The organism is Variovorax sp. Varisp36 (genome assembly GCF_047304235.1).
In the GTDB taxonomy this organism is placed as follows: Bacteria; Pseudomonadota; Gammaproteobacteria; order Burkholderiales; family Burkholderiaceae_C; genus Variovorax.
The window spans coordinates 38,190-62,309 of record NZ_JBGLYU010000036.1 but is presented as its reverse complement, the minus strand read 5'-3'; the positions used below and the strand labels follow the sequence as shown (position 1 = coordinate 62,309).

At 67.2% G+C, this 24,120-nt stretch carries 21 protein-coding genes; 6 read left to right on the top strand and 15 right to left on the bottom strand.

What is annotated here, in order from left to right; all coding sequences use genetic code 11:
• Both yihA and ACCD11_RS20325 read left to right on the top strand, forming a co-directional pair.
• Positions 1 to 699: ribosome biogenesis GTP-binding protein YihA/YsxC (gene yihA / locus ACCD11_RS20330; protein ID WP_413315219.1), on the top strand; the 699-nt coding region annotated here is incomplete at its 5' end.
• A gap of 90 nt (positions 700 to 789) precedes the next feature.
• On the top strand, positions 790 to 1,701 hold the full coding sequence (locus ACCD11_RS20325) for an alpha/beta fold hydrolase (protein ID WP_413315217.1): 912 nt from the start codon (positions 790 to 792) through the stop codon (positions 1,699 to 1,701).
• Positions 1,702 to 1,797: 96 nt separating this feature from the next.
• Here the strand turns inward: ACCD11_RS20325 and ACCD11_RS20320 are convergent, their stop codons facing one another.
• The gene (locus tag ACCD11_RS20320) at positions 1,798 to 2,682 is read right to left on the bottom strand and encodes a lipid A biosynthesis acyltransferase (protein WP_413315216.1); all 885 of its coding nucleotides are present in this window, start codon (positions 2,680 to 2,682) and stop codon (positions 1,798 to 1,800) included.
• Complete coding sequence (locus tag ACCD11_RS20315; RefSeq protein ID WP_413315215.1) at positions 2,679 to 3,569, bottom strand: lysophospholipid acyltransferase family protein; 891 nt, start codon at positions 3,567 to 3,569, stop codon at positions 2,679 to 2,681. The genes ACCD11_RS20320 and ACCD11_RS20315 overlap by 4 nt, the downstream gene beginning before the upstream one ends.
• A 215-nt stretch (positions 3,570 to 3,784) precedes the next feature.
• Here ACCD11_RS20315 and metK point away from each other — a divergent pair, with 215 nt between their 5' ends.
• Entirely contained in the window at positions 3,785 to 4,969 is a 1,185-nt protein-coding gene (metK, locus tag ACCD11_RS20310; RefSeq protein WP_413315214.1) for a methionine adenosyltransferase, read from the top strand.
• Positions 4,970 to 4,993: 24 nt separating this feature from the next.
• On the opposite strand, the gene ACCD11_RS20305 is transcribed toward metK, so the two are convergent.
• The 4 genes from ACCD11_RS20305 to ACCD11_RS20290 form a co-directional block, all read right to left on the bottom strand.
• Positions 4,994 to 7,132: a TonB-dependent receptor domain-containing protein gene (locus ACCD11_RS20305; RefSeq protein ID WP_413315213.1), complete on the bottom strand. Its 2,139-nt coding sequence runs from the start codon at positions 7,130 to 7,132 to the stop codon at positions 4,994 to 4,996.
• Positions 7,133 to 7,195: 63 nt separating this feature from the next.
• Positions 7,196 to 7,384, bottom strand: a complete 189-nt coding sequence (locus ACCD11_RS20300) for a hypothetical protein (RefSeq protein ID WP_042673654.1) — start codon at positions 7,382 to 7,384, stop codon at positions 7,196 to 7,198.
• Positions 7,381 to 8,571, bottom strand: coding sequence for a PepSY-associated TM helix domain-containing protein (locus ACCD11_RS20295; RefSeq protein WP_413315212.1), 1,191 nt, complete (start codon positions 8,569 to 8,571; stop codon positions 7,381 to 7,383). The genes ACCD11_RS20300 and ACCD11_RS20295 overlap by 4 nt, the downstream gene beginning before the upstream one ends.
• A gap of 27 nt (positions 8,572 to 8,598) precedes the next feature.
• Positions 8,599 to 10,695, bottom strand: coding sequence for a TonB-dependent siderophore receptor (locus ACCD11_RS20290; RefSeq protein ID WP_413315210.1), 2,097 nt, complete (start codon positions 10,693 to 10,695; stop codon positions 8,599 to 8,601).
• A 175-nt stretch (positions 10,696 to 10,870) separates the two neighbouring features.
• Here ACCD11_RS20290 and ACCD11_RS20285 point away from each other — a divergent pair, with 175 nt between their 5' ends.
• From ACCD11_RS20285 to groL, 3 genes are all read left to right on the top strand, one after another.
• Complete coding sequence (locus tag ACCD11_RS20285) at positions 10,871 to 12,472, top strand: phospholipase D family protein (RefSeq protein WP_413315209.1); 1,602 nt, start codon at positions 10,871 to 10,873, stop codon at positions 12,470 to 12,472.
• Positions 12,473 to 12,630: 158 nt separating this feature from the next.
• On the top strand, positions 12,631 to 12,921 hold the full coding sequence (locus tag ACCD11_RS20280) for a co-chaperone GroES (RefSeq protein ID WP_007835162.1): 291 nt from the start codon (positions 12,631 to 12,633) through the stop codon (positions 12,919 to 12,921).
• Between the two features lie 29 nt (positions 12,922 to 12,950).
• A complete protein-coding gene (gene groL, locus ACCD11_RS20275) occupies positions 12,951 to 14,603 on the top strand; it encodes a chaperonin GroEL (RefSeq protein ID WP_413315208.1) in 1,653 nt (550 codons plus the stop codon).
• Positions 14,604 to 14,766: 163 nt separating this feature from the next.
• Here the strand turns inward: groL and xylB are convergent, their stop codons facing one another.
• The 9 genes from xylB to ACCD11_RS20230 form a co-directional block, all read right to left on the bottom strand.
• Positions 14,767 to 16,236, bottom strand: coding sequence for a xylulokinase (gene xylB, locus ACCD11_RS20270; RefSeq protein WP_413315207.1), 1,470 nt, complete (start codon positions 16,234 to 16,236; stop codon positions 14,767 to 14,769).
• 20 nt (positions 16,237 to 16,256) lie between these two features.
• The gene (locus ACCD11_RS20265) at positions 16,257 to 17,210 is read right to left on the bottom strand and encodes an AraC family transcriptional regulator (RefSeq protein ID WP_413315206.1); all 954 of its coding nucleotides are present in this window, start codon (positions 17,208 to 17,210) and stop codon (positions 16,257 to 16,259) included.
• Between the two features lie 12 nt (positions 17,211 to 17,222).
• Entirely contained in the window at positions 17,223 to 18,191 is a 969-nt protein-coding gene (locus ACCD11_RS20260; RefSeq protein WP_413315205.1) for a carbohydrate kinase family protein, read from the bottom strand.
• Positions 18,192 to 18,211: 20 nt separating this feature from the next.
• On the bottom strand, positions 18,212 to 18,883 hold the full coding sequence (locus ACCD11_RS20255) for a transaldolase family protein (protein ID WP_413315204.1): 672 nt from the start codon (positions 18,881 to 18,883) through the stop codon (positions 18,212 to 18,214).
• Positions 18,884 to 18,911: 28 nt separating this feature from the next.
• Positions 18,912 to 19,700, bottom strand: coding sequence for an L-iditol 2-dehydrogenase (locus tag ACCD11_RS20250; protein ID WP_413315203.1), 789 nt, complete (start codon positions 19,698 to 19,700; stop codon positions 18,912 to 18,914).
• The gene (dalD, locus tag ACCD11_RS20245; protein ID WP_413315221.1) at positions 19,697 to 21,088 is read right to left on the bottom strand and encodes a D-arabinitol 4-dehydrogenase; all 1,392 of its coding nucleotides are present in this window, start codon (positions 21,086 to 21,088) and stop codon (positions 19,697 to 19,699) included. The genes ACCD11_RS20250 and dalD overlap by 4 nt, the downstream gene beginning before the upstream one ends.
• A gap of 76 nt (positions 21,089 to 21,164) precedes the next feature.
• Entirely contained in the window at positions 21,165 to 22,205 is a 1,041-nt protein-coding gene (locus ACCD11_RS20240) for an ABC transporter ATP-binding protein (RefSeq protein ID WP_413315202.1), read from the bottom strand.
• 17 nt (positions 22,206 to 22,222) lie between these two features.
• Entirely contained in the window at positions 22,223 to 23,056 is an 834-nt protein-coding gene (locus ACCD11_RS20235) for a carbohydrate ABC transporter permease (protein WP_413315201.1), read from the bottom strand.
• Positions 23,057 to 23,205: 149 nt separating this feature from the next.
• Entirely contained in the window at positions 23,206 to 24,063 is an 858-nt protein-coding gene (locus tag ACCD11_RS20230; RefSeq protein ID WP_007834021.1) for a carbohydrate ABC transporter permease, read from the bottom strand.
• Positions 24,064 to 24,120: the final 57 nt, after the last annotated feature.

Here is a 24,120-nt window from a genome sequence, read left to right as displayed (position 1 = left end):
GCTCCCGCCGCGGCCCCCCAGGTCGCCGAACGCGAACGCGTGGCACTGGGCTGGTTGCACACCGCCCACTTCCTGACCAGCGCCCCCCAGCTTGAGCACCTGCCCCCCGTCGACCTGCCCGAGATCGCCTTCGTCGGCCGCTCCAATGCGGGCAAATCGACTGCCATCAACACCCTCACGCAGCAGACGCGGCTGGCCTTCGCCTCCAAGACGCCGGGCCGCACGCAGCACATCAACCTGTTCGGCATCGGCAAGCAGAAGGTCGACGATGCGGTGCTGGCCGACCTGCCCGGCTACGGCTACGCGGCCGTGCCCAAGGAGGCCAAGCTGCGCTGGCAGCGCGTGATGGGCAACTACCTGATGACGCGCGAGAGCCTGCGCGGCGTGGTGCTCATGTGCGACCCGCGCCACGGCCTGACCGAACTCGACGAGATCCTGCTCGACGTGATCCGCCCGCGCGTGCAGCAGGGCCTCAAGTTCCTCGTGCTGCTGACCAAGTCCGACAAGCTCACGCGCAGCGAAGCCGCCAAGGTGCTGTCGATTACGCGACTGAACGCCGGCGGCGGCGAGGTGAAACTGTTCTCGGCGCTGAAAAAGCAGGGCGTCGGTGAAGCGGCCGAGCTGCTGTGGCGCTGGGTGCACCCGGAAGAGACTGCAGCAGCCCCCGCCGAACCACCGGAGCCGCCAGCAGAGACCTGACTGAACCCCAGAACAGGCTGCATCGGCCGTCCAGCGTGCGTAGTTCACTATCAAAAGAATAGCGACAGTCAACCCAAGGAGACAAGAAGCATGATCGAGACCTTCCAACGCAGCCTGCCCAATGGCACCACCCTGAGTTGCCGCGCTGCCGGCCAGCCGGGCCGGCCGCTGATGGTGTTCCTCCACGGCTTCCCCGAAGCCGCGTTCATCTGGGACGAACTGCTGGCGTACTTCTCGGACCCGGCCCACGGCGGCTACCGCTGTGTGGCACCCAACCTGCGCGGCTTCGAGAAGTCGAGCGCGCCGACCGACGTGGCGGCCTACAAGGCTCACCTGCTGATCCAGGACATCCAGCAGCTCGTGGCGACCGAGAGCACCGACGGCACCATGGCCGCGCTGGTGGCCCACGATTGGGGCGGCGCCTTTGCCTGGGGCTATGCCAACGCGTTCCCGCAGCAGATCCGCAAGCTGGTCATCATCAATTCGCCGCACCCGGGCACCTTCACGCGCGAACTGCGCAACAACCCGGCGCAGCAGCAAGCCAGCGCCTACATGAACTTCCTCGCGCGCCCCGACGCCGAGGCGCTGCTCGCCGCCGACGACTTCAAGCGCATGTGGCCCTTCTTCACGCTGATGAAGGCCGGCCCGGACGGCTTCGGCTGGCTCACCGAGGAAGTGAAGCAGAAGTACCGCCAAGTCTGGGGCGCAGGCCTCACCGGCGCCTGCAACCTCTACCGCGTGACGCCGATGAAGCCGCCGCTGCCCGGCCACACCATCGACGGCATCCCGGTGCTGCCGCGCGAACGGCTCACGGTGGAAGTGCCGACCTTCGTGTTCTGGGCACTCGACGACGCGGCACTGTTGCCCGGCCTGCTCGAAGGGCTCGACGAGTACGTGCCTAAGCTCGAGGTCAAGAAAGTGCCGGACGCGACCCATTGGATCGTGCATGAGCAGCCGCAACTGGTTGCCCGCGAGATCGAGGGATTCTTGCAGCGGAACTGATGCCGCCGCCGGGCCGCCCCAAGGCGAGCCCCGCCTCCTCCTCGGGAGATGGAGCTGCACGCAGCGAAGCGAAGTGAAAAGCCGGGAGCCCTTCCTTCAATAGATCGGCGGTTCGCCCTCGGGGCGGGTCTTGAAACGGCGATGCACCCAGTAGTACTGCGAGGGCATCGTGTCGATGTAGCCCTGCAGCCGCGTGTTCATGAGCGCGGTATCGGCCTCCACATCGTCGGTCGGGAAGTTCTGCCACTGCGGCAGCACCTCGATCTCGTAGCCGCCGGGCGTCAGCTTCGACACCACCGGCACCACCTTGGCCTTGCCCAGCCGTGCAAAGCGCGACAGCGAGGGCACGGTGGCCGCCTGCACGCCATAGAACGGCACGAAAATGGTCTGGTCGCGGCCGAAGTCCATGTCGGGCAGCAGGTACAGCAGGCCGCCCTTGCGCAGGCCCTGCAGCACGGGCTTGATGCCGTCCACCCGGTTGAGCGCCGCCACATCGCCGAAGCGGGTGCGGCCCTCGCGGATCCAGGCGTCGACCATCGGATCGCGCTGGGTCGTGTAGATGGTGGCCGAGGGGCGCGCCGTGTGCATGGTCAGCGCTGTGGCCGCGGCGTCCAGGCCGTAGAAGTGCGGCGCGAACAGGATCATCGGCGCATCGCCGTCGGCGATCTCGCGGATCTCCGCCGCCGCCCCAACCACCTTGAGCCGGCTCGCCACGACTTTCTCGGGCGCATGCCAGAGCCAGCTGCGGTCCAGCCAGGACTGCGCCACATAGACGAAGGTCTGGCGCGCGATGGCGCGGCGCTCGGCCTCCGACTTGCCGGGGAAGCAGACCGCCAGGTTGGTGTCGACCACGCGCCGCCGCGGCACGGCGACGGTGTGCAGGATGCGGCCGAGGAACGCGCCGAAGCCGCGCACGAGCGGCAGCGGCAGCGGCGCGATCACGCGCATGAAGCCGATGCCGAGCCGGGAACCGAGGCTCATGCGGCCTCCCTGGCGGCTGCGGCCACGCGCTCGGCGCGCGGCTCCTTGTAGCGGGCGTAGTCCCACACGTACTGGCCCGGCAGGCTGTGGATCAACCGGCCGATGGCGTCGTTCATGGCCGCAGCCGCGTCCTCGATGGAGGCTGACGGGTCGGTCAGCGCCGTGCCGACGATGGGCTCGAAGCGGACCACGTAGCCGGCGCCGTTCGGCAGCCGCTCGCAGACGCTCAGGAAGCAGGCCGCGCCGGTCTGTTGCGCAAGGCGGGGAAGCAGGGTCATGGTGTAGGCGGGCCGGCCCAGGAACGGCGCCCAGACGCCCTGCCCCATCGGCGGCACCTGGTCGGGCAGGATGCCGGTGTAGCCGCCGCTGCGCAGCGTGCGGATCAGGCCGCGCACGCCGCTGTTGTTGGTGGGCAGCGTCTGCAGGCCGGGCCGGTCGCGCGAGCCGGCGGCGATCAGGTCGGCCATCCACTTCTTGCGCGCCGGCCGGAACAGCGCGGTGATCGGCCCGTAGGCCGACAGGAAGCGCTCGCCGATCGCCTGGCCGCACATCTCCCAGCTGCCGAGGTGCGGTGCCACCAGGATCACGCCTTTCTTCGCCTGCATGGCGGCCTCGAAGGCCTCCACGCCCTCCCAGCGCACCACGCGATGCAGCACGGTCTCGCCGTGCGGGCGCAGCCAGAGCCAGGGCAGCTCGGAAGCCATCTTGCCGGCGGCGGCGATGGCGGGACGGTATTGGTCGGGCGCGAAGCCCGCGCTCTCGGCGTTGGCCTTGAAGCGGCGGCGGTAGTCCGGCGCGCTCCACCAGACCAGCCAGCCCAGCATGGCACCGAGCCGATGCATCAACGGCATCGGCACGCGGGCGAGCAGGCGAAACAGGGTGATCATTGAAAGCGGGAGGGTCAAAAAACGGACGCGCGCGCATGGTATGCGCGGCTCGAATAGAATCCAAATTGTCGCCGAGTTACGGAACAACTTGCAGGGCGACAAACACAAGCGCGAAAGCGATTGTGCCCGTCGATTAATCGACATCTGCTAAAGCGTTCGCCAGGGCTCCGCAGAGTTGGCAACGCGCCAAATCACTTCAAGGAGCTTTGAACAAAATGGCGAACGACTTCCTCTTCACTTCCGAATCGGTTTCCGAAGGCCACCCCGACAAGGTTGCCGACCAGATCTCCGACGCGATCCTGGACGCGATCTTCGAGCAGGACCCGCGCAGCCGCGTGGCCGCCGAGACGCTGACCAACACCGGCCTCGTGGTGCTCGCCGGCGAGATCACGACCAACGCGCACGTCGACTACATCCAGGTCGCGCGCGACACCATCAAGCGCATCGGCTACGACAACACCGAGTACGGCATCGACTACAAGGGCTGCGCGGTGATGGTCTGCTACGACAAGCAGTCCAACGACATCGCCCAGGGCGTGGACCACGCGAGCGACGACCACCTGAACACCGGCGCCGGCGACCAGGGCCTGATGTTCGGCTACGCCTGCGACGAGACGCCCGAGCTGATGCCCGCGCCCATCTACTACGCGCACCGCCTCGTCGAGCGCCAGGCACAGCTGCGCAAGGACGGCCGCCTGCCCTTCCTGCGCCCCGACGCCAAGAGCCAGGTCACGATGCGCTACGTCGACGGCAAGCCGCACAGCATCGACACCGTGGTGCTCTCCACGCAGCACAGCCCAGACCAGAGCGAGACGCCGACCAAGATGAAGGCCTCGTTCAACGAAGCCATCATCGAGGAGATCATCAAGCCCGTGCTGCCGAAGGAATGGCTCAAGGACACGCGCTACCTGATCAATCCGACCGGCCGCTTCGTCATCGGCGGCCCGCAGGGCGACTGCGGCCTCACGGGCCGCAAGATCATCGTCGACACCTACGGCGGTGCCTGCCCGCACGGCGGCGGCGCGTTCTCGGGCAAGGACCCGTCGAAGGTCGACCGCTCGGCCGCCTATGCCGCACGCTACGTGGCCAAGAACATCGTGGCCGCCGGCCTGGCGCGCCAGTGCCAGATCCAGGTGGCGTACGCCATCGGCGTGGCGCAGCCGATGAACATCACGGTCTACACCGAAGGCACCGGCGTGATTCCTGACGAGAAGATCGCCGAACTCGTGCGCGAGTTCTTCGACCTGCGTCCGAAGGGCATCATCCAGATGCTCGACCTGCTGCGCCCGATCTACCAGAAGACCGCCGCCTACGGCCACTTCGGCCGCGAGGAGCCCGAGTTCACCTGGGAAGCGACGACGCAGGCCGCCGCACTGCGCGCGGCAGCCGGCCTCAAGTAAGCGACAAGAACCGGCGGTGGGTCGTCAGAAGCGGTACGCGCCGCTCAGGCCCACCGTCCAGTTGCGGCCCGGTGCGGGCTCGTAATAGCGCGCATTGCCCTCGTTGACGATGACCGAGCCCACGTAGCGCCGGTCGAACAGGTTGTCGACACGCGCGAAGGCATTGAACTCCCAGCGCTCCCATTTCTTCAGGTAGCCCGCATACACCGCCGCGACGGCATAGCCCGGCGCGCTCGCGGTGTTGGCATCGTTGGCCTGGATGCGCCCCAGCGCGCGCATCTCGACGCCGGCGCGCCAGCCGTCGGGCGGCACCCAGCCCAGCGATGCGAACAGCGACTGCCGCGCGATGCCGGGAATGCGGTTGCCCGCGGCGACGGTATTGGCCGCCGCGCACGGTGACGGCGAGCAGAAGGCGTCGCGGTAGGTCGCGTCCAGCCACGTGTAGGCCAGTTGCGTGCGCCAGTGGTTCGCGGTCTCATGCTGCCAGCCCAGCTCAAAGCCGTTGCGCTTCGTGCGCCCCGCGTTCTGGAAGGTGGCACGGCCGCCGACGTTGGTGTCCGTCACGATCTCGTCGCGCGTGCGGGTCTGGAACAGCGCTGCCGTCAGCAGGCCACCGGCAAGCCGCGCCTTGGCGCCGAGTTCGATGCTGTCGTTCACCGCAGGCCGCAGCGCGAAGTTGAGCCCGCTCGCGCCATTTGCCCGATAGGAAAGTTCGTTCAGTGTCGGCGTCTCGAAGCCGCGGCCGATGGAGCCGTACAGGGCCAAGTCGGGCGTCGCCTGGTAGCGCAGCGAGGCCACCGGCAGGGTCTTGCTGTAGCGCGCACTGCCGCTGTCGTCGCGGTTCGTGCCGACGATGTAGCGGTCCTGCGAGTTGAAGTGCACGCTGCTGCGGCGCACGCCGGCTTCGAGCGTCCAGCGCTCGGCGAAGCGCCAGGTCGCTTGCGCGTAGGGATCGAGGTTCCAGACGTCGTTGAGCTCGTTGCGCCGCAGACGGCCCTGCACGCCCAGCACGGGCGCCGCGACGCGGCCGAGGTAGTTCTCGTAGCCGCGGCGCTTTTCGCGCAGGCTGTCGTAGCCCAGGCCGGCCACCACGTCGAAGGGCCGATCGGCCAGGGTCAACGCAGCATTCCAGCGAATGTCGACACCGCCGTACTGCCGCGACAGGTCGATCACGCCGCCCGCGTGCAACGGGTTCTGCTGCGCCGACACCGGAATCGATTGGTACTGCGTGGTCTTTCGCTCGCCGCCGTAGACCATCAGGCGCAGCCCCTGCTCTGCGTTGATGCGACGCTCGTACAGCAGGCCGGCCTGTATCTGCTCGACCGTCTTGCGGGTGTCGTACTGCGTGGCCAGCGGCGCGTTGCGCGGCGCCAGCGCGTACTGGTCGGCCGTGAGGCCCAGCGGGTCCTGCGCGTCGACGCGCACGCTGTTGAAGACCAGCGTGAGCCTGTCGCCGTTGTCGAGCGCGATGCCGAGCTTGCCGTTTTCGATGTCGCGCCGCGCGGCGCTGTGCTCGCGCCAGCCGTCGGTATGGAAGCGGCTCGCGCCGAGCAGGTAATCGACCACGCCCTGCGACCCGCTGAGCTGCAGCGACTGCCGCCAGGTGCCGAAGCTGCCGCCCGCGAGCGAGTACGACAGCCGTGGCGGCCCCTCGCCCGAGGCGGTGAACGTCTGCAGCACACCGCCCGAGGAGTTGCCGTACAACGCGGAGAACGGCCCGCGCAGGATCTCGACGCGGTCCAGCGAGCCGATGTCGATGTTCGAGGTCTGCCCCTGCCCATCGGGCAAGGTCGCCGGAATGCCATCGACATAGAGCCGCACGCCGCGCACGCCGAAGGTCGAGCGCGCACCGAAGCCGCGGATGGACAGCTGCAGGTCCTGCGCGTAGTTCAGCCGGTTCTGCACCTGCAGCCCCGGCACCGCGCCCAGGCTTTCGGAGAGGTTGATCTGCAGGCGGCTGTCGCGCATCTCGTCGCCGTCGACGCGGTCGACCGAGCCGGGCACGTTGAAGGGCGCAACCTCGCCGCGCGGCGTGGAGACGGTGATCTCGCGCAGGCGCGCGCCGCTGGCGCCTGGATCGGCCGGCGGCTCCTGCTGGGCCTGCGCGGCCAGCGGGACACCCAGCAAGAGAAGGCAGGCGGCGGCGGCGGGCGCAAGTTTCATCGCGCCGATTCTGCTTCGGCATGCCGGCCGCGCATGTCGCGGTGGCGCGACTCTCAGGGAAAACTAGCGGGCCGGCGCCTTGCGCCAGGCATGCCAGGCGCCCACCACGACCGGGATGCCCAGCGTGATCCAGGCCAGGACGTCGCCCAGCCCGCCGTCGCTGAAAAGCGCCGAGATCAGCCCGAAGGTCGTCAGCAGGCCCAGCACCGTCGGCCAGCCCCACATGCGCCAGAAGCTCCGGTGCTGCGTCATGCCTGCACCTTCATGGCCGATGCCGGCTCGGGTTGTGCGGTGCCGCCGGAGACACGCGCTTCATGCGCCGCGGCCCTCGGGGACGCGGGCACGGGGTTGCCCCGCTTGAGCCACAGGTACAACCCGCTGCCCAGCACGATGATGGTCGCTATGTCGAGCAGCGCCCAGATGATCTGCATCGGCATGCCGCCGTAGTCGCCGAAGTGCAGCGGCTGCGACACCAGCAGCGCCGTGAGGTACCAGGGCAGCTTCGGCACCGCAGTCACCTCCGCTGTCTTGGCATCGACCAGCACCGGCTGGAACAGCTTCGATGTGAAGGGCTCGTTGCCACGCACGAAGAAGGTCGTGTGGTGCGGGCTCGAGAACGATGTGCCGGGAAAGGCAATGAACGACAGCTTCATGCCGGGCGTCTTCTGCATCGCGGCGTCCATCGAGCGCTGCACCGAGGCACGCTCGTTCACCGCCACGATGGGTTCGCTCTTGTAGGGCGCGAGCAGCGAACTGAGCTGGTCGTGCTGCCAGTACTTGATGAGCAGGTCGGCCCAGGTGTTGATCATGCCCGTGGAGCCCACCACGAACAGCCACACCAGCGTGACGATGCCAAGCAGGTTGTGCAGGTCGAGCCACTTCAGGCGCGGGCGCTTCTCGCGCCGCACCGTGCCGAAGTCGAGCTTGCGCATGAAGGGTGAATACAGCACCACGCCCGAGACGATGGCCACCAGCAGCAGCAGGCCCATGAAGCCGAGGAAGAGCTTGCCCGCCAATCCCGCGAAGAGGTCGACGTGCAGCTTGAACATCACGTACATGAAGCCCTCGTCGAACTTCGGCTGCGCGAGCACCTCGCCCGTGCGCGCGTCGATCGCGACCGACTTGAAGTCCTCCGTGGCTTGCGGCGTGGGCGTGAGCGTGACGAACCACAGGCCGTCGTCATCCTCGGGCTGTGAGACGAACTGCACCACGCGGCCGGGGTGATTCGACTTCGCGATGTCGAGCACGCGGTCGAGACTGGCGCGCGGCGCGCCCGCGGGCATCTTCGGCGCCTCGACCTCGGTGCCCAGCAGATGGCCGATCTCGTGATGGAAGATCAGCGGCAGGCCCGTGATGCACAGCAGCAGCATGAACACCGTGCACACGAGGCTGCTCCACTTGTGCACCCAGGCCCAAGTCTTGATTTTTCGGCTGTTCATGTGGGGGCTGTTCCTGAAGGTCGTGTTCTAGAAGCGATAGGTCGCGCTCGCGACGATGTTGCGGCGCGAGCCATACCAGCAGTCGCCGCGCGACAGGCAGGTGCTGAAGTAGATCTTGTCGGTCACGTTGTTGATGTTGAGCGCATAGCGCCAGCGGTCGGTCTCATAGGCGAACACGAGGTCGGCCAGCGCGATGCCCGGCACGCGCGGACCGGTGCCGAACTGCGTGTCGCGAAACGAACTCATCAGGCGCACGCCGGCGCCGGCCGAAAAACCGTTCACGCCGCCGATGGAAAACCTGTACTTCGCCCAGAAACTGGCCTGGTGTTTGGGCAGGCCTTCGATCTGCGCATCGGCATCGGCGTAGTTGTAGTGGGCGATCAGGTCGAGGTTCGGGCCGGCCGAGCCCTTGGCCTCGAGTTCCACGCCCTTCGTCTTCGTCAGGCCGCGCTGCGAGAACACGTTCGGCTGCTCCTCGACGATCTGGTTCTTCTCGCGCAGGTCGTACACCGCTGCGCTGAACGCCAGGGCGCGGTCCCTGGGCTCGTACTTGACGCCGGCTTCCCACTGCTCGCCGCGCAACGGCGTGAAAATGCGGCCTTCGCGCGGCGACTGCGGCGTGAACGACTCGCTGTAGCTCAGGTACGGCGACCATCCCGACGGCGAGGCGTACATCAGCCCGAAGCGCTTGGTGGTCGCGCTGCTCTTTTCCTCGTTGCTTCCCGCGGCACTGGACACGGCCCTGTCTTGCCGCAGGCCCGCCACGAAGATCCAGTTGTCGAGCCTGACCTGGTCCTGCAGGTAGACGCCCGTCTGTCGCTGGCGGGTGCGTGGCCTCGCATCGCGCACGGGCTCGTCGAGATGGCCGTAGACCGGCGCGTAGACGTCGATGGTGTCGAAGGTGGTGCCGCCCCAGACGTTCTCGCGCTGGCGCGCGAAGTCCGCGCCCACGAGCAGCGTGTGCTTCAGCGCGCCGGTCTGGAAGCGGCCCTCGACGTGGTTGTCGAGCGTCTGCGTGCGGTTGCGGGTCAGTTGGCTGTCGTAGTAGCGGCCGAGCACGCGCTTGAAGACCGGGTCGGTGGACCAGCTGTCGAATCCGCTGAACGAACTGCCGTAGTGGTAGCGGTTGTCGTTTTCGTTGCGCGCGTAGCGGAAGTTCTGGCGGAAGGTCCAGCTGTCGTCGAACTTGTGCTCGAACTGCCAGCCGAAGGTCTTGCGCTCGCTGTCGTAGTAGTCGCCCGGCTCGCCGATGAAGCGGCTGCTCGGCAGACGTCCGTTCGGGTTCGGCAGCAAGGTGCCCTCCCACGGCAGGAACTGCGAACTGCTGCCGCTCTTGTCCTTCTGCCAGAGGCCCTGCAGCGTCAGCGAGGTCATGGCATTGGGCCGCCAGGTCAGCGAGGGCGCGATCACGCTGCGGTCGTCGGGCACGTGGTCGACCTGCGTGCCGGACTTGCGCTGCAGCGCGATCAGGCGGTACGACAGCGTGCGGTCGGCGTTCAGCGGGCCGGTCAGGTCGGCCTGGATCTGCTTGCGGCCGAAGCTGCCGAACTGCACGCCCACTTCGCGCTGGGCCTCCTGCAGCGGCCGCTTGCTGACCATGTTGACCACGCCGGCGGCCGTGCCGGCGCCGAACAGCATGCCCGAGGGGCCGCGCAGCACTTCGAGGCGCTCCAGCGTGTAGGGCTCGGTGCGGGTGGTGCTGGTGTAGTAGCCGTAGGCCTGGCGCAGGCCGTCGAGGTAGACGTCGGGATAGGCGCCGCGCACCCGCACGGAGTCGGTGCGGGAATCGAGTCCGTAGGCATCGGAACGTACGCCGGCCGCGTAGTTGAGCGCGTCCTGTACATTGGCCGCGCCCTGGTCGATCATCTGGTCGCGCGTGATCACGGTCACGGACTGAGGCGTTTCAGACAGCGGCGTGTCGGTCTTGGTGGCGGTGACCGCATTTTTCGCGCGGTAGCCGATCACCGGCGTGGTCGCCGTCTCGGTTTCGGCATTCGCGTCGACCCGTACTTCCGGCAGCGAGCCCGCATTCGTCGCCTGGGCCAGCACCTCGCGCTGTGTGCAGATCGCCAGACACCCTATCAGCACCGATGCAGCCTTGCGCCGCGCCTCCAACCTCTTCATCCCGGCCTCATTACAAATATTATTAAGAATGATTCGCATTTTATTACGTGACTTCTTTGTGCCTCCCCAATCACCGCTCCGATGAAGGGTGTTGCGTTGCGAAATTGCGTCTGCGGGTCCAGGGCGGACCGGCTACCATGCCGCCCGCACGCTTCCCGTGCGTTGGCAAGCCCTCATGCTCAAGCTCATCGCCTCTCTGTTTCCCGCACTGCGCGGTCCGGCTCTGCGGCTGATGGTCCTCGCGGCTGCCATTGCCCTGGCCGGCTGCGCGGGGCTCCCACCGCGCACGCCTGAACCGCCCACCCTGGCGATTGCGGCCTCGCCTGCCACCGAGCTCGGCCGCGCCGCCGTCAGCCTCGACTCCCCACCCGACGGCCTGAGCAGCATGCGGCCGCTGATCGAGGCCTCTTTTGCGCTCGACGCCCGGCTGGAGCTGATGCGGCGCGCGAAGTCGTCGCTCGACATCCAGACCTACCAGCTCGGCAACGACAAGACCGGTCGCCTGCTGCTGCGCGAAATGCGCAATGCCGCCCGGCGCGGCGTGCGCGTGCGGCTGCTCCTCGACGACTTCTACACGGCCGGCATGGACCGCCTGCTGCTCGGCCTCGCCGCCGAGCCCAATGCCGAGATCCGGCTGTTCAACCCGTTCGTGAACGCGCGCGACCACTCGTCGGGGCGGTGGCTGGAGTTCTTCACCGACTTCCGGCGCCTCAACCACCGCATGCACAACAAGCTGTTCGTGGCCGACGGCGCCATGGCCATCGCGGGCGGCCGCAACCTGGCCGACGAGTATTTCCTGCGCAGCGAGAGCGCGAACTTCATCGATTTCGAGCTGCTGCTGGCCGGCCCGGTGGTCCCCGAGTCAGCCGCCATCTTCGACACCTACTGGAACAGCGACGTGGTCTACCCCCTGCAGCGGGTGGCCAGCACCAGCAGCACGCCGCAGGCGCTGAAAGCCGATTTCGAGGAAGCCACTTCCCCGGCCCATGCGCCGCCGCCCGACCCGCTGCCTCCCACCGACCTGCTCGGCGACCTGCCGCTGGGCGCCCAGCTTGCCCGAATCGACGAGGCCAAGTGGATGCGCGCCGAGGCCCACGCCTCCGCCGACAGTCCCAACAAGGCGCTGGGCGTCATGGCGCAACCCATGGAGCCGCTGGCACAGCGCTTCCACGAGATGCTGGCCACGGCCAAGTCGAACGTGGTGGTGATCTCGCCCTACTTCATTCCAGGCGACGAGGGCATGGAACGCATCCGCATGGGGCGTGAGCACGGTGTGAACATCACCGTCATCACCAATTCGCTGGCCGACAGCGACGAGCCGCTGGTCAACATCAACTACAACCGCTACCGCGTCGACATGCTCAAGCTGGGCGTGAATCTGTACGAAGTCAGCACCCGGCAGCTGCGGCGCAGCGGCCAGTTCCGCGACCTGCTCAAGAAGGCCCGCGGCCGCCTGCATGCCAAGCTGGCACTGGTCGACCGTCAGTGGGTGCTGCTCGGCTCCATGAACCTCGACCCGCGTTCCGCCCGGCTGAACACCGAATTCGGCATAGCCGTGCGAAGCTTCGACCTGACGCAGGCGCTGCTATTCGCCTACGAGCTCGACGACATCGAGGGCGTCTACCGCGTGGTGCTCAAGCCCGACGGCCAGAACGTCCAGTGGATCGGCACCGGCGACGTCCACAACGAGGTGCTCGACAGCGAACCGGATTCGAGCATGCTGACGCGGCTGCAGCTGCTGCTGTTCTCGTGGTTTGTGCCTACGGACCAGTTGTAGGCGGCTGCGGAACCCCTTGAAAGCCCGCCGATTGCCCTTATGATTAGCACTCGCTGCTGACGAGTGCTAACAGCCTCGCTTCCAGTCGATGGGCTGCCGGCCTCCGGTCCGGCACCCGACCACAAATCCGTTTCTTATCCATACATCCAGGAGATGCAATGAAACTTCGTCCTTTGGCCGATCGCGTGATCGTCAAGCGTGTTGACAGCGAAACCAAGACCGCCTCCGGCATCGTCATCCCCGACGCAGCCGCTGAAAAGCCCGATCAGGGTGAAGTCCTGGCCGTGGGCCCGGGCAAGCGCAACGACAAGGGCGAGCTGGCCGCACTGACTGTCAAGGTCGGCGACCGCGTCCTGTTCGGCAAGTACAGCGGCCAGACCGTCAAGGTCGGCGGCGACGAACTGCTGGTCATGAAGGAAGACGACCTGTTCGCGGTCGTCGAGAAGTAATTCAACAAATCCATTCGGAGTAAACAAACATGGCAGCAAAAGACGTAGTCTTCGGCGGTGAAGCCCGCGCACGCATGGTCGAGGGTGTCAACATCCTGGCCAACGCAGTCAAGGTGACCCTGGGCCCCAAGGGCCGCAACGTGGTGCTCGAGCGCTCGTTCGGCGCCCCCACCGTCACCAAGGACGGTGTGTCGGTCGCCAAGGAAATCGAACTCAAGGACAAGCTCCAGAACATGGGCGCGCAGCTCGTGAAGGAAGTGGCTTCCAAGACTTCGGACAACGCCGGTGACGGCACCACCACCGCGACCGTGCTGGCACAAGCCATCGTTCGCGAAGGTTTCAAGCTGGTGGCTGCCGGCATGAACCCGATGGACCTGAAGCGCGGCATCGACAAGGCTGTCACGGCCCTGGTCGCCGAGCTGAAGAAGGCTTCCAAGCCCACCACCACGTCGAAGGAAATCGCTCAAGTCGGCTCGATCTCGGCCAACAGCGACGAAACCATCGGCAAGCTCATCGCTGACGCGATGGACAAGGTCGGCAAGGAAGGCGTGATCACCGTGGAAGACGGCAAGTCGCTGGACAGCGAACTCGACGTCGTCGAAGGCATGCAGTTCGACCGCGGCTACCTGTCGCCCTACTTCATCAACAACCCCGAGAAGCAATCGGCGCTGTTGGACAATCCCTTCGTGCTGCTGTTCGACAAGAAGATCAGCAACATCCGCGACCTGCTCCCCACGCTGGAACAAGTCGCCAAGGCTGGCCGTCCGCTGCTGATCATTGCCGAAGAAGTCGAGGGCGAAGCCCTGGCTACGCTGGTCGTGAACACGATCCGCGGCATCCTGAAGGTCGTGGCTGTGAAGGCACCTGGCTTCGGCGACCGCCGCAAGGCCATGCTGGAAGACATCGCCATCCTGACGGGCGGCAAGGTCATCGCTGAAGAAGTGGGCCTGACGCTCGAAAAGGTGACCCTGGCCGACCTGGGTCAAGCCAAGCGCATCGAAGTGGGCAAGGAAAACACGATCATCATCGACGGCGCTGGCGCCGCTGGCGACATCGAAGCCCGCGTGAAGCAAGTGCGCGTACAGATCGAAGAAGCCACGAGCGACTACGACCGCGAAAAGCTGCAAGAGCGCGTGGCCAAGCTGGCCGGCGGTGTTGCCGTGATCAAGGTTGGCGCCGCCACCGAAGTCGAAATGAAGGAAAAGAAGGCTCGCGTCGAAGACGCCCTGCACGCTACCCGCGCTGCAGTGGAAGAAGGCGTTGTGGCTGGCGGCGGCGTGGCTCTGTTGCGTGCCAAGCAAGCCGTGGGCGACTCGATCAAGGGCGACAACGCCGACCAGGACGCCGGCATCAAGCTGGTGCTCAAGGCCATCGAAGCACCCCTGCGCGAAATCGTGAACAACGCCGGCGGCGAAGCCTCGGTGGTGGTGAACGCTGTGTTGGCCGGCAAGGGCAACTACGGCTTCAACGCTGCGAACGACACGTACGGCGACATGCTCGAGCTGGGCATCCTGGACCCGACGAAGGTCACGCGCACCGCACTGCAGAACGCCGCTTCGGTGTCCTCGCTGCTGCTGACGACCGAAGCCATGGTTGCTGACGCACCCAAGGACGAAGGCGCAGCCGGCGGTGGCATGCCCGACATGGGTGGCATGGGTGGCATGGGCGGCATGGGCATGTAAATTTCGCTCGCCCCCAGGCTGCGCGGCACTTCGTGTCCGCTACGCCCACCCCCTACCGGGGGCAACACCTGCGGACCGGCAGAGCCGGATCCGCGGTGTTTCGCGAAATGAAAGAAGCCCGGCTTGCGCCGGGCTTTTTTCATGGGCGGTCGTGATCGCTCTGCTACTGGAATTGCGCCTGCACCGCCTTGTAGAGCGCCTGGAAGCGCGCATGCCTCGTCCTGTGGACATCGGCTACTTCGGTCGAGGCAACCAGCTTCTGCTTCACAGGCGGCAGCGTGCACACCTCGGCCACCGAGCCCCCATCCGCCAACCACGCCAGCCGCGCCGCACCCAGTGCGCCACCCGTCTCGCCGCCCGCATAGAGCGTGAGCGGCACGCCGAAGATGTCGGCCAGCAGCTGCCCCCACCACACGCTGCGCGCACCGCCGCCCACCAGCGCCATGTCGCGCAGCGGCATCCCGGCCGGCAGCCGCAGCGTGTCGAAGCCGTCGCGCAGGCCGAAGCTCACGCCCTCGACCACGGCGTACGCGATTTCCGCTGGCCCGTGTGCGTGCGTGAGGCCGAACAGCACGCCCTGCGCGTTGGGGTTGTTGTGCGGCGAGCGCTCGCCGGAGAGGTACGGCAGGAACAGCGGGCAGCCCTCGCGCTGTGCCAGCGGGACGGACGCCGCCGCTTCGAGCAGCGCGGCCTCGTCCGCGAACCTGAAAGTCTTTGCGGCCCAACTCACCGCGCTCGCAGCCGAGAGCATCACCGACATCTGGTGCCACCGCCCCGGCAGCGCATGGCAAAAGGCGTGCATCGCCAGCGCGGGGTTCGGCAGGAAGCGGTCTGTCGAGACGAACACGATGCCCGAGGTGCCGAGTGACACGAATCCCTGCCCCGGCTCGACGAGGCCCATGCCGACGGCGCTGGCCGCGTTGTCGCCGGCACCGCCGGCGATCACCACGCTGGCGCTGCCCACGCCCCAGCGCGCCGCCAGTTCGGGTTTGAGCTGCGCCGACATCTCGCTGCCTTCGACCAGCCGCGGCATGTGCGCGCGCGTGAGGCCTGTGGCTGCCAGCAGTTCGTCGGACCAGTCGCGCGCGCCCACGTCGAGCCACAGCGTGCCCGCCGCATCGGACATCTCGCTGACCGCCTCGCCGCTGAGCATGAAGCGCAGCCAGTCCTTGGGCAGCAGCACGCGCGCCACACGGCCGAAGATTTCAGGCTCGTGCTCGCGCACCCACAGCAGCTTGGGCGCGGTGAACCCCGGCATCGCGAGGTTGCCCGCGATCTCGCCGAGCCTCGGCACGGCGCGCGCAAGCGCCTCGCACTGCGCACCGCTGCGGCCGTCGTTCCAGAGGATCGCAGGGCGCAGCACCTCGCCCGCCGCATCGAGCAGCGTGGCACCGTGCATCTGTCCCGACAGGCCGATGGCGCGCACCGCCGCGAGCTCCTCGGGATGCGACTTGCCGAGCGCACGCATCACCTCCTCGAGCGCATGCCACCACTGCTGCGGCGCCTGCTCCGACCACAGCGGCCGCGGCCGTTCGACCGCGAGCGGCGCGCGGGCCACGCCGACGATGCGGTGGTCGTCGGCGAGCAGCAGCGCCTTGAGCTCGGACGTGCCGAGGTCGAGTCCCAGGTACAAGATGAACCCCCTGGCTTTGTCTAGGAAGAGATGCCGCCGCCGAAGCGGGTGTCTGCCTGCTTTCGGAATTCGCTCGGCGTCATTCCCTTGATTTCAAGAAAACGTCGATTGAAATTCGCCACGTTGTTGAAGCCCACCTGGTAGCAGATGTCGGTCACGTAGTGATCGGTCTGCATCAGCAGGTGGCAGGCGCTGTTGATGCGCACGCGGTTGACGAAGTCGGTGAAGCTGTTGCCGGTGGAGCGCCGGAAGAAACGGCTGAAGCGGCTCTCGCTCATGCCCAGTTCGGCCGCCACGTCCGACATCGAGATCGACTCCGCCATGTTGCTGGTGATGCGGTTGACGATGTCGTTGATCTGGTCGACCTGCGCATCGCCCTCGATGCCCTGGGCGCCCTGCATCTGCACGCTCGACAGCAGCCGGTAGTCGGTGCATTGCGCGAGGTCGGCCATGCACTCGAGGAACCGTCCGAGCCGGCGCACGCCGCGCGCGGCCTTGATGGCGTCCCAGTGCGTCTGCGCCTGCTGCGACATGCCGAAGAACTCGATGCCGTGCCGCGCACGTTCGAGCAGCTGCATCACTTCGCGCAGCTCGGGAATCTCGGCCGCGGCGTGCTCGATCGGCTCGTGGCGGAACTGGATCACCCGGTCGCGCCCAGCGGCGCCGCCTTCGGGCACGTCGAGCGAGATCCAGTTGTGCGGCAGGCGTGGCCCGCAGAGCACGAGGTGTCCGGGCTGGAACGGCCCGATCCAGTCTCCTATGAAGGCCTTGCCCGAGGTCTCGGTGATCAGGTGCAGCTCGTAGTCTTCATGGAAATGCCATCGCACCAGCGGGCTCGGGAAGCCGTGCGCCAGGCAGCGCACCAGGCCGGTTTCGGGGGCCTCGTAGCCCAGCGACGGGGAGCGCGCAATATCGCGCTCCAGCTCGGGTTGGCGCTGACGGGGAATCGAGCGTTTGCGTGTGGACGTTGTCATGGCAGCACGGGGTCAGGACCGGGAAGCGACGGCCCCATTGTCTTCCTGCGCCAGCGCGGCGTGAACCGCTTCGAGCGTGGGTGGATCGGCGCCTTCGCGGGTGCAGTTGAGGGCGGCGGCCGTGGCGGCGAAGCGCATCACCTCGCGCCAGGCCTCGTCGCCCAGCTCGCCGAGCTGGGCCGGGTGCTCGACGCCGTGCGCGAGCAGCGCCACCGAGAGCCCGGCCGTGAAGGTGTCGCCTGCGCCGATGGTGTCGACCACCTTGACGCGGGGCGCCGCCACGGCGAGCGGCGCGTGCCCCGTGCGCCAGAGCGTGGCGCCCGCGCCGCCGCGCGTGACGACCACGGCGTGCGCGCCGGCCTGCAGGCAATCCGCCGCCAGTGCATCGACCGGCCGGCCGGGGGCCAGCAGTTCGGCATCTTCGTCGCTGAGCTTGACCAGGTCGGCCATGGCCAGCCAGTCCGTCATGTGCTCGCGGTAGGCGGCCATGTCGGGAATCAGGCTGGGCCGCACGTTCGGATCGAACACGATCACGCGGCGGCCCGCGTTGGCCGTGACCAGCTCGGCAATGCGCGTGGCCGCCGGCTCCTGCAGCATCGAGATCGAGCCGAAATGCAGGAAGCGGCAGTCCGCCGGCAACTGCGGCAGCGGCTCGGGCGCCCAGGTGGCGTCGGCGCTGCCGCGCGTGTAGAAGGCATAGCGGTTGGTCCGCGGCGTGCGCTCGACGAAGGCCAGCGTCGACGGCGCATTGCTGCGCAGGATGAAGCTGGTGTCGACGCCGTTGCGTTCGAGAAAACGCATCAGCCGTTCGCCGAACAGGTCGGTCGACAGCTGCGTGAGAAAGCCGGTAGGCTGGCCAAGGCGCGCGCAGGCCACGGCGGTGTTGAGCGGCGAGCCGCCCTCGTGGCCCAGGAACGCGAGCGTGCCGGCCTCGCTGGCGGTGAAATCGATCAGGGCTTCGCCCGTGAGTGCAATGCGCATGGTGCTCGGATTTTCCTCTGTCAGGGCAAGGCGCGTGCATCGGCCAGGAAGCCGCGTTCGGCGGCGAGCGTGGCGGGATGGTCGAGCAGCTCGGCAAAGAGGCGCGGCGGGATGGTGATGGCTCCCACGCCGAGCCCCAGCAGGGCAAGGTAGGCCGCGCGCGAACGGATGCTGGCCACCAGCAGCCGCGTGCCCGACGAAGGGCGCTGCGCGACCAGCGACTGCATCTGCGCGATCAGCGCCAGCCCGTCGACACCGGCGTCCTCGAGCCGCCCGAGGTACGGCGCCGCATAGGCCGCGCCCAGTTGCGCCGCGAAGTGCGCCTGCTCGGGCGCATACACGGCCGTCCACGTGACGGGCACGCCTTGCGCGATGAGCCGCGCGCCGGCATCGAGGCCCTGGCGCGTGGCGGGAATCTTGACGACCAGCTGGCCCCGGTCGAAGTGCGAGAGCAAGGCCGCAGCGTCTTCGAGCATGCCGTCGACCTCGCTCGAATACACCTGCGCCTGCACCTGCCGTGCGCCCAGTTCGATGCAGCGTTTCAGCAAATCGGGCACTTCGCCGCGGCCAATGCCCGCACGCTTGAGCAAGGTCGGGTTGGTCGTCACGCCATGCACCACCGGGTGCGGCAGGCAGGCCTGCAGTTCAGACAGGTCGGCACTGTCGAGGTACAGATGGAAGTCTTCGTTCATCGCATTTTTGCAAGCATGCAGAGAATCATCAGCTCATGACATTGCCGCCATCGACATTCAAGGTCTGCGCCGTGATGTAGCGCGCCTCGTCGCTGGCAAGAAACACGGCCGCGCCCGCGATGTCGGCCGGCACGCCCATGCGGCCGAGCGGCACCTCCAGGCCCACGCGGCGCTTCTTCTCGCCGGGCGGCAGCCCTTCGGCCTTGGCGAACAGGCTGTCGACATGGTCCCACATCGGCGTGTCGACCACACCGGGTGCAATGCCGTTGACACGGATGCCGTGCGGCGCCATGGCCAGCGCAGCGCTCTGCGTGTAGCTGATGACCGCGGCCTTGGTCGCGCAGTAGTGCGACACCAGCGCTTCGCCGCGCCGCCCGGCCTGCGAGGCCATGTTGATGACCGACGCGCCCTGCGTGCCCGCTTCGACCATGTGGCGCAGCACGGCCTGCATCACGAAGAACATGCCCTTCACGTTGACCGCGAACAGCCGGTCGAACGAAGCTTCGTCGCTGTCGAGCAGCGGCGCCAGGTCGAACACGGCAGCGTTGTTGAACAGCGTGTGGATCGGCCCGAAGGCGACCTGCGCCTCGGCCAGCATGTGCGCGATGGCCTGCGTGTCGGTCACGTCGGCCGCGATGTAGGCGAGCTTGTCGGGGTGGCGCTGCTGCAGTGCCCGCACGGCCTCGGGCGCCCCTGCAGCGCGGTCGACCACGCTGCAGCGCGCGCCCTCGGCAATGCAGGCCTCGGCCACGGCCAGACCGATGCCGCCACCGGCGCCGGTCAGCAGCACATGGCGGTTCTTCAAACGTTCGCTCATATCGTTGCTCCAGAGTTCAGGAAATTTGCCACGCGCCCGCTCGCTGCGCGCACGGCGTCGACCAGCCGTGCATCGCCCGCGGCGGTGCCCCACAGTCCCGCGTCCGAACACAGCGCGAGCACCGGATCGGCGGCGTCGCAGATCGCGTGCGCCGCGGCCTCGTCCATGCCCTGGTCCTGGTAGGCATAAGGCAGCGCGCCGCGATGCCAGCGCTGCAGGAAGGCCAGGAACAGTGCGGGCAGCATCGCAACGCTGTCGATCGGCTGCCCCGCGGCGAGCCGCTCGCGCACTGTGGGCGCGATGAAGCCCGGGATCTTCGAGAAGCCGTCGGCCGCCACGCGCTGGTTGGTGTCGCGGATCGCGGGGTTGCCGAAGCGGTCGAGCACCACGTCGCGGTAGGCCGCGAGGTCGATCGGGCTCGGGCTCAGGCACGGGATCACGTCGTCGGTGACGTAGTCGAACGCCATCCGGCGGATGGCCGCGTCGTGCGTGCCTTCGTGGATGAAGTTCAGCCCTGCCAGCGTGCCCGCCCAGGCGATGCAGCTGTGCGTGGCGTTGAGGATGCGGATCTTGGCCTCTTCGTAAGGCTGCACCGATTCGACCAGCTCCACGCCCACACGGCCCCAGTCGGGGCGCCCGGCCGCGAAGTTGTCCTCGATCACCCACTGGATGAAGCTCTCGCCGGTGATCGCGGCCGCATCGTCGCGCCCCGTCGCGGCCTTCACGCGCGCGCGCAGCTCGGGCGGCGGGCGCGGCGTGATGCGATCGACCATTGCGTTGGGGCAGGAGGTGTTCGCTTGCACCCAGGCAAGCAGTTCCGCATCGCCCGCGCGTTCGATGAACTCCAGCAGCCCGGCACGGAAGCGATCGCCGTTGTGGCGCAGGTTGTCGCAGTTGAGCAGCGTCACCGGACCGGCCTGCGCGGCCTTGCGCGCGCGCAGGATCGCGCAGACGGCGCCATAGATGGTCACGCCCTCGCCACCCGCCTCGCCGCGCCGCGCGCGCTCGATGTCGGCTGCGAGATCGCCGAACGACAGGTCCAGCCGGCCCTTGGTATCGAGGTAGTAGCCGGCCTCGGTCACGGTGAACGAAATGATGCGCGTGGACGGTGCCGCGCCGCGCGCGACCACCGCGGCCAGCGAAGGCTCCCACGGCAGCACTTCGCGGATGGCTTCGATCTGTTCGTAGCGGTACTCGCCGGCCGGCGACACGGTTTCGAGCGTGTAGCGGCCGCCCTGCGCCTGCAGTGCGGCGACGACCTCGGCCATGTCGGGCCGGATGTTGGCGCCCGAGAGCGACCAGCGGGTGTCACCCGCATCGATCAGCCGTTGCAAATAGACGGCCTGGTGGGCCCGATGGAACGAGCCGAGTCCAAGGTGAAGCACCATGGACTCCGAAGGAGCCGGTGGAGTTGGCGCATCGAGAGGCGCTGCTGCGAGGGTCACGGGAATGTTCCGGAAGAAATCAGGCGGAGACCGAACGGCCTTCACGGTTGAACAAATGAAGAACCGACGGATCGAGCTCGACCGCCACGTCGTCGCCGGCATGCAGCGGCGTGCGCTCGTTCTGGCGTGCGATCAGCGGCACGCCGCCCACGTCGACGTGGATCAGTGTGTCGGCACCGAGGGCTTCGACCAGCTCGACGCGGCCCTGCACATCCGACACCGGCGCGCCCTGCTTCGGATGCACGCGCAGGCCTTCGGGGCGCACGCCCAGGAAGCCGTCGGCCGGCAGCTTGCCGCCGGTGGCGGCCGAGAAGCTGGGAATCGCATTCGCCGCCACCATGTTCATCGACGGCATGCCGATGAACTGCGCGACGAACTGATTGGCCGGGTGGTCATACAGCTCGAGCGGCGTGCCGACCTGCTCGATCAGCCCGTCCTTGAGCACCACCACGCGGTCGGCCAGCGTCATGGCTTCGACCTGGTCGTGCGTCACGTAGATGGTGGTGGCGCCGAGCGCGCGGTGCAGCTTGTGGATCTCGACGCGGGTGTTGCCGCGCAGCGCCGCATCGAGGTTCGACAGCGGCTCGTCGAACAGGAACACCTTGGGCGCGCGCACGATGGCGCGGCCGATCGCCACGCGCTGGCGCTGGCCGCCCGACAGGTCCTTCGGCGTACGGTCGAGGTACTGCGTGAGGTTGAGCGTCTTGGCCGCATATTCGACCTTGGTCCTGATCTCGCTCTTGCCCACGCCCGCGAGCTTGAGCGCGAAGGACATGTTGTCGTACACGCTCATGTGCGGATAAAGCGCGTAGCTCTGGAACACCATCGCCAGGTCTCGCTTGCCCGAGGGTGTCCAGGTGATGTCCTTGCCGTCGAGCAGCAGGTTGCCGCTGGTGATGGGCTCGAGCCCCGCGATCAACCGCAGCAGCGTCGACTTGCCACAGCCCGATGGCCCGACGAAGACGATGAACTCGCCCTTCTGGATTTCGAGGTCGACGCCCTTGATGATGTTGACTTCACCAAAGCTCTTCTTGATGTCTTTGAGTTGCAGGTAGGCCATGAGATGTCTCCCTTTCTTTACTTGACGGCGCCGAAGGTCAGGCCTTGCACCAGTTGCTTCTGGCTGAACCAGCCGAACACCACGATGGGCGCGATGGCCATCAGCGAAGCCGCCGACAACTTGGCCCAGAACAGGCCCTCGGGGCTGGAGTACGAGGCGATCAGCGTGGCCAGCGTGCCGGCCTTGGCGGAGGTGAGGTTGAGCGCCCAGAAGGCCTCGTTCCAGCTCAGCACCAGGCACAGTAGGCCGGTCGATGCGAGGCCGCCCACCGACAGCGGCATCACGACGTGTCGGAACTCGGTCCACAGGCTGGCGCCATCCATGCGCGCAGCTTCGAGGATCTCGTTCGGAATGTCCTTGTAGGCGCTGTAGAGCATCCACACCATGATCGGCAGGTTCGACAGCGTGAACACGATGGTCAGCGCGGTGAGCGAATCCAGCATGCCCGCGGTCTGCGCGATCACGTAGATCGGCACCAGCGCGCCCACGGCCGGCATCATCTTGGTGGAGAGCATCCACATCAGGATGTCGCGCGTCTTCTTCGTGCGGAAGAAGGCCATCGAGTACGCGGCCGGCGCGGCGATCAACAGGCCGAGGATGGTCGAGCCCAGGCTGGTGATGAGCGAGTTGCGCGCATACAGCAGGTAGTCGCTGCGGCGCTGCACCTCGCCGAAGTTGTCGAGCGTGGGCTCGAAGACGAAGAGCGGCGGCACATGGATCGCCTGCAGCTCCGTCTTGAAGGCCGTGAGGAACAGCCAGCCGAGCGGGAAGAACAGCAGCAGCGCGACGGCCCACGCGCCGACGGTGCGCAGCAGCTGCGGCAGGAAGTTGCTGGGAGCTTGTTGTTGCATGGTTCAGTTACTCCATCGTGCGGAGGGCAAGACACGGCCCATTCCAGGAACACCACGGAACCGGCTCGGCCGGGCCGTTGGTGTTGCCCCCTGCAAGGGGGTTGGCGAAGCGACACGAAGTGCGCGAAGACTGGGGGTGTGCAACATGACTAGTCAAGGTTCTTGCCGATGATGCGGATCAGAAAGACTGCCACGATGTTGGCCAGCACCACCGCGAACAGCGCACCCGCCGAAGCCACGCCCACGTCGAAGTTCATGAGCGACTGCTTGAAGATCATGTAGGTCATGTTCGTGCTCTCGTTGCCCGGGCCGCCGTTGGTGGTGATGGCGATCTCCGCGAACACGCTGAGCAGGAAGATCATCTCGATCATGATCACCACCGCCATCGGGCGGCCGAGGTGCGGAATGGTGAGATAGAAGAAGCGCTGGACGGCGCTCGCGCCGTCCATGCGCGCGGCCTCCATCTGCTCGCGGTCCAGCGACTGCAGCGAGGTGATGAAGATCAGGCAGGCGAACGGCAGCCACTGCCAGGCCACCATGATGATCACGGAGAGCAGCGGCACGTCGGTGAGCCAGTCGACCGGCTGGGCGCCGAAGGCGCGCCACACGTCGGCCAGCACGCCGTAGATGGGGTTCATCATCATGTGCTTCCACAGCAGCGCGTTGACCGCGGGCATGACGAAGAACGGCGAGATCAGCAGCACCCGCACGATGCCGCGCCCAGGGAAGGGCTCGTTCACCAGCAGCGCGAGCAGCACGCCCAGCACCACCGTGATGACGATCACGCTGCCGATCAGCAGCAGCGTGTTCCACGTGGCCGGCCAGAAGTCGGGGTCGGTGACGAAGTAGTGAAAGTTCTCGATGCCCGCGAAGGTGTGCTCGCCGGGCTGCATAAGGTTGTAGTTCACCAGCGAGAAGTACAGCGTCATCACGAGCGGCACGATCATCCAGGCGAAGAGCGTGAGCACGGCGGGCGCCATGAGGGCGCGGGGCAGGAGTCGTTTCATGGGCAGTCCCTTCTTGTTGTCTCTGGCTCCTTCCCCCTCTGGGGGAAGGCGGGGATG

What these genes read in the sequence shown, in the direction of transcription:
- ACCD11_RS20325 (WP_413315217.1), top strand. Translation starts at nt 790, where the DNA reads ATGATCGAGACCTTCCAACGCAGCCTGCCCAATGGCACCACCCTGAGT.
- ACCD11_RS20320 (WP_413315216.1), bottom strand. Translation starts at nt 2,682, where the DNA reads ATGAGCCTCGGTTCCCGGCTCGGCATCGGCTTCATGCGCGTGATCGCG.
- ACCD11_RS20315 (WP_413315215.1), bottom strand. Translation starts at nt 3,569, where the DNA reads ATGATCACCCTGTTTCGCCTGCTCGCCCGCGTGCCGATGCCGTTGATG.
- metK (WP_413315214.1), top strand. Translation starts at nt 3,785, where the DNA reads ATGGCGAACGACTTCCTCTTCACTTCCGAATCGGTTTCCGAAGGCCAC.
- ACCD11_RS20305 (WP_413315213.1), bottom strand. Translation starts at nt 7,132, where the DNA reads ATGAAACTTGCGCCCGCCGCCGCCGCCTGCCTTCTCTTGCTGGGTGTC.
- ACCD11_RS20300 (WP_042673654.1), bottom strand. Translation starts at nt 7,384, where the DNA reads ATGACGCAGCACCGGAGCTTCTGGCGCATGTGGGGCTGGCCGACGGTG.
- ACCD11_RS20295 (WP_413315212.1), bottom strand. Translation starts at nt 8,571, where the DNA reads ATGAACAGCCGAAAAATCAAGACTTGGGCCTGGGTGCACAAGTGGAGC.
- ACCD11_RS20290 (WP_413315210.1), bottom strand. Translation starts at nt 10,695, where the DNA reads ATGAAGAGGTTGGAGGCGCGGCGCAAGGCTGCATCGGTGCTGATAGGG.
- ACCD11_RS20285 (WP_413315209.1), top strand. Translation starts at nt 10,871, where the DNA reads ATGCTCAAGCTCATCGCCTCTCTGTTTCCCGCACTGCGCGGTCCGGCT.
- ACCD11_RS20280 (WP_007835162.1), top strand. Translation starts at nt 12,631, where the DNA reads ATGAAACTTCGTCCTTTGGCCGATCGCGTGATCGTCAAGCGTGTTGAC.
- groL (WP_413315208.1), top strand. Translation starts at nt 12,951, where the DNA reads ATGGCAGCAAAAGACGTAGTCTTCGGCGGTGAAGCCCGCGCACGCATG.
- ACCD11_RS20265 (WP_413315206.1), bottom strand. Translation starts at nt 17,210, where the DNA reads ATGACAACGTCCACACGCAAACGCTCGATTCCCCGTCAGCGCCAACCC.
- ACCD11_RS20260 (WP_413315205.1), bottom strand. Translation starts at nt 18,191, where the DNA reads ATGCGCATTGCACTCACGGGCGAAGCCCTGATCGATTTCACCGCCAGC.
- ACCD11_RS20255 (WP_413315204.1), bottom strand. Translation starts at nt 18,883, where the DNA reads ATGAACGAAGACTTCCATCTGTACCTCGACAGTGCCGACCTGTCTGAA.
- ACCD11_RS20250 (WP_413315203.1), bottom strand. Translation starts at nt 19,700, where the DNA reads ATGAGCGAACGTTTGAAGAACCGCCATGTGCTGCTGACCGGCGCCGGT.
- dalD (WP_413315221.1), bottom strand. Translation starts at nt 21,088, where the DNA reads ATGGTGCTTCACCTTGGACTCGGCTCGTTCCATCGGGCCCACCAGGCC.
- ACCD11_RS20240 (WP_413315202.1), bottom strand. Translation starts at nt 22,205, where the DNA reads ATGGCCTACCTGCAACTCAAAGACATCAAGAAGAGCTTTGGTGAAGTC.
- ACCD11_RS20235 (WP_413315201.1), bottom strand. Translation starts at nt 23,056, where the DNA reads ATGCAACAACAAGCTCCCAGCAACTTCCTGCCGCAGCTGCTGCGCACC.
- ACCD11_RS20230 (WP_007834021.1), bottom strand. Translation starts at nt 24,063, where the DNA reads ATGAAACGACTCCTGCCCCGCGCCCTCATGGCGCCCGCCGTGCTCACG.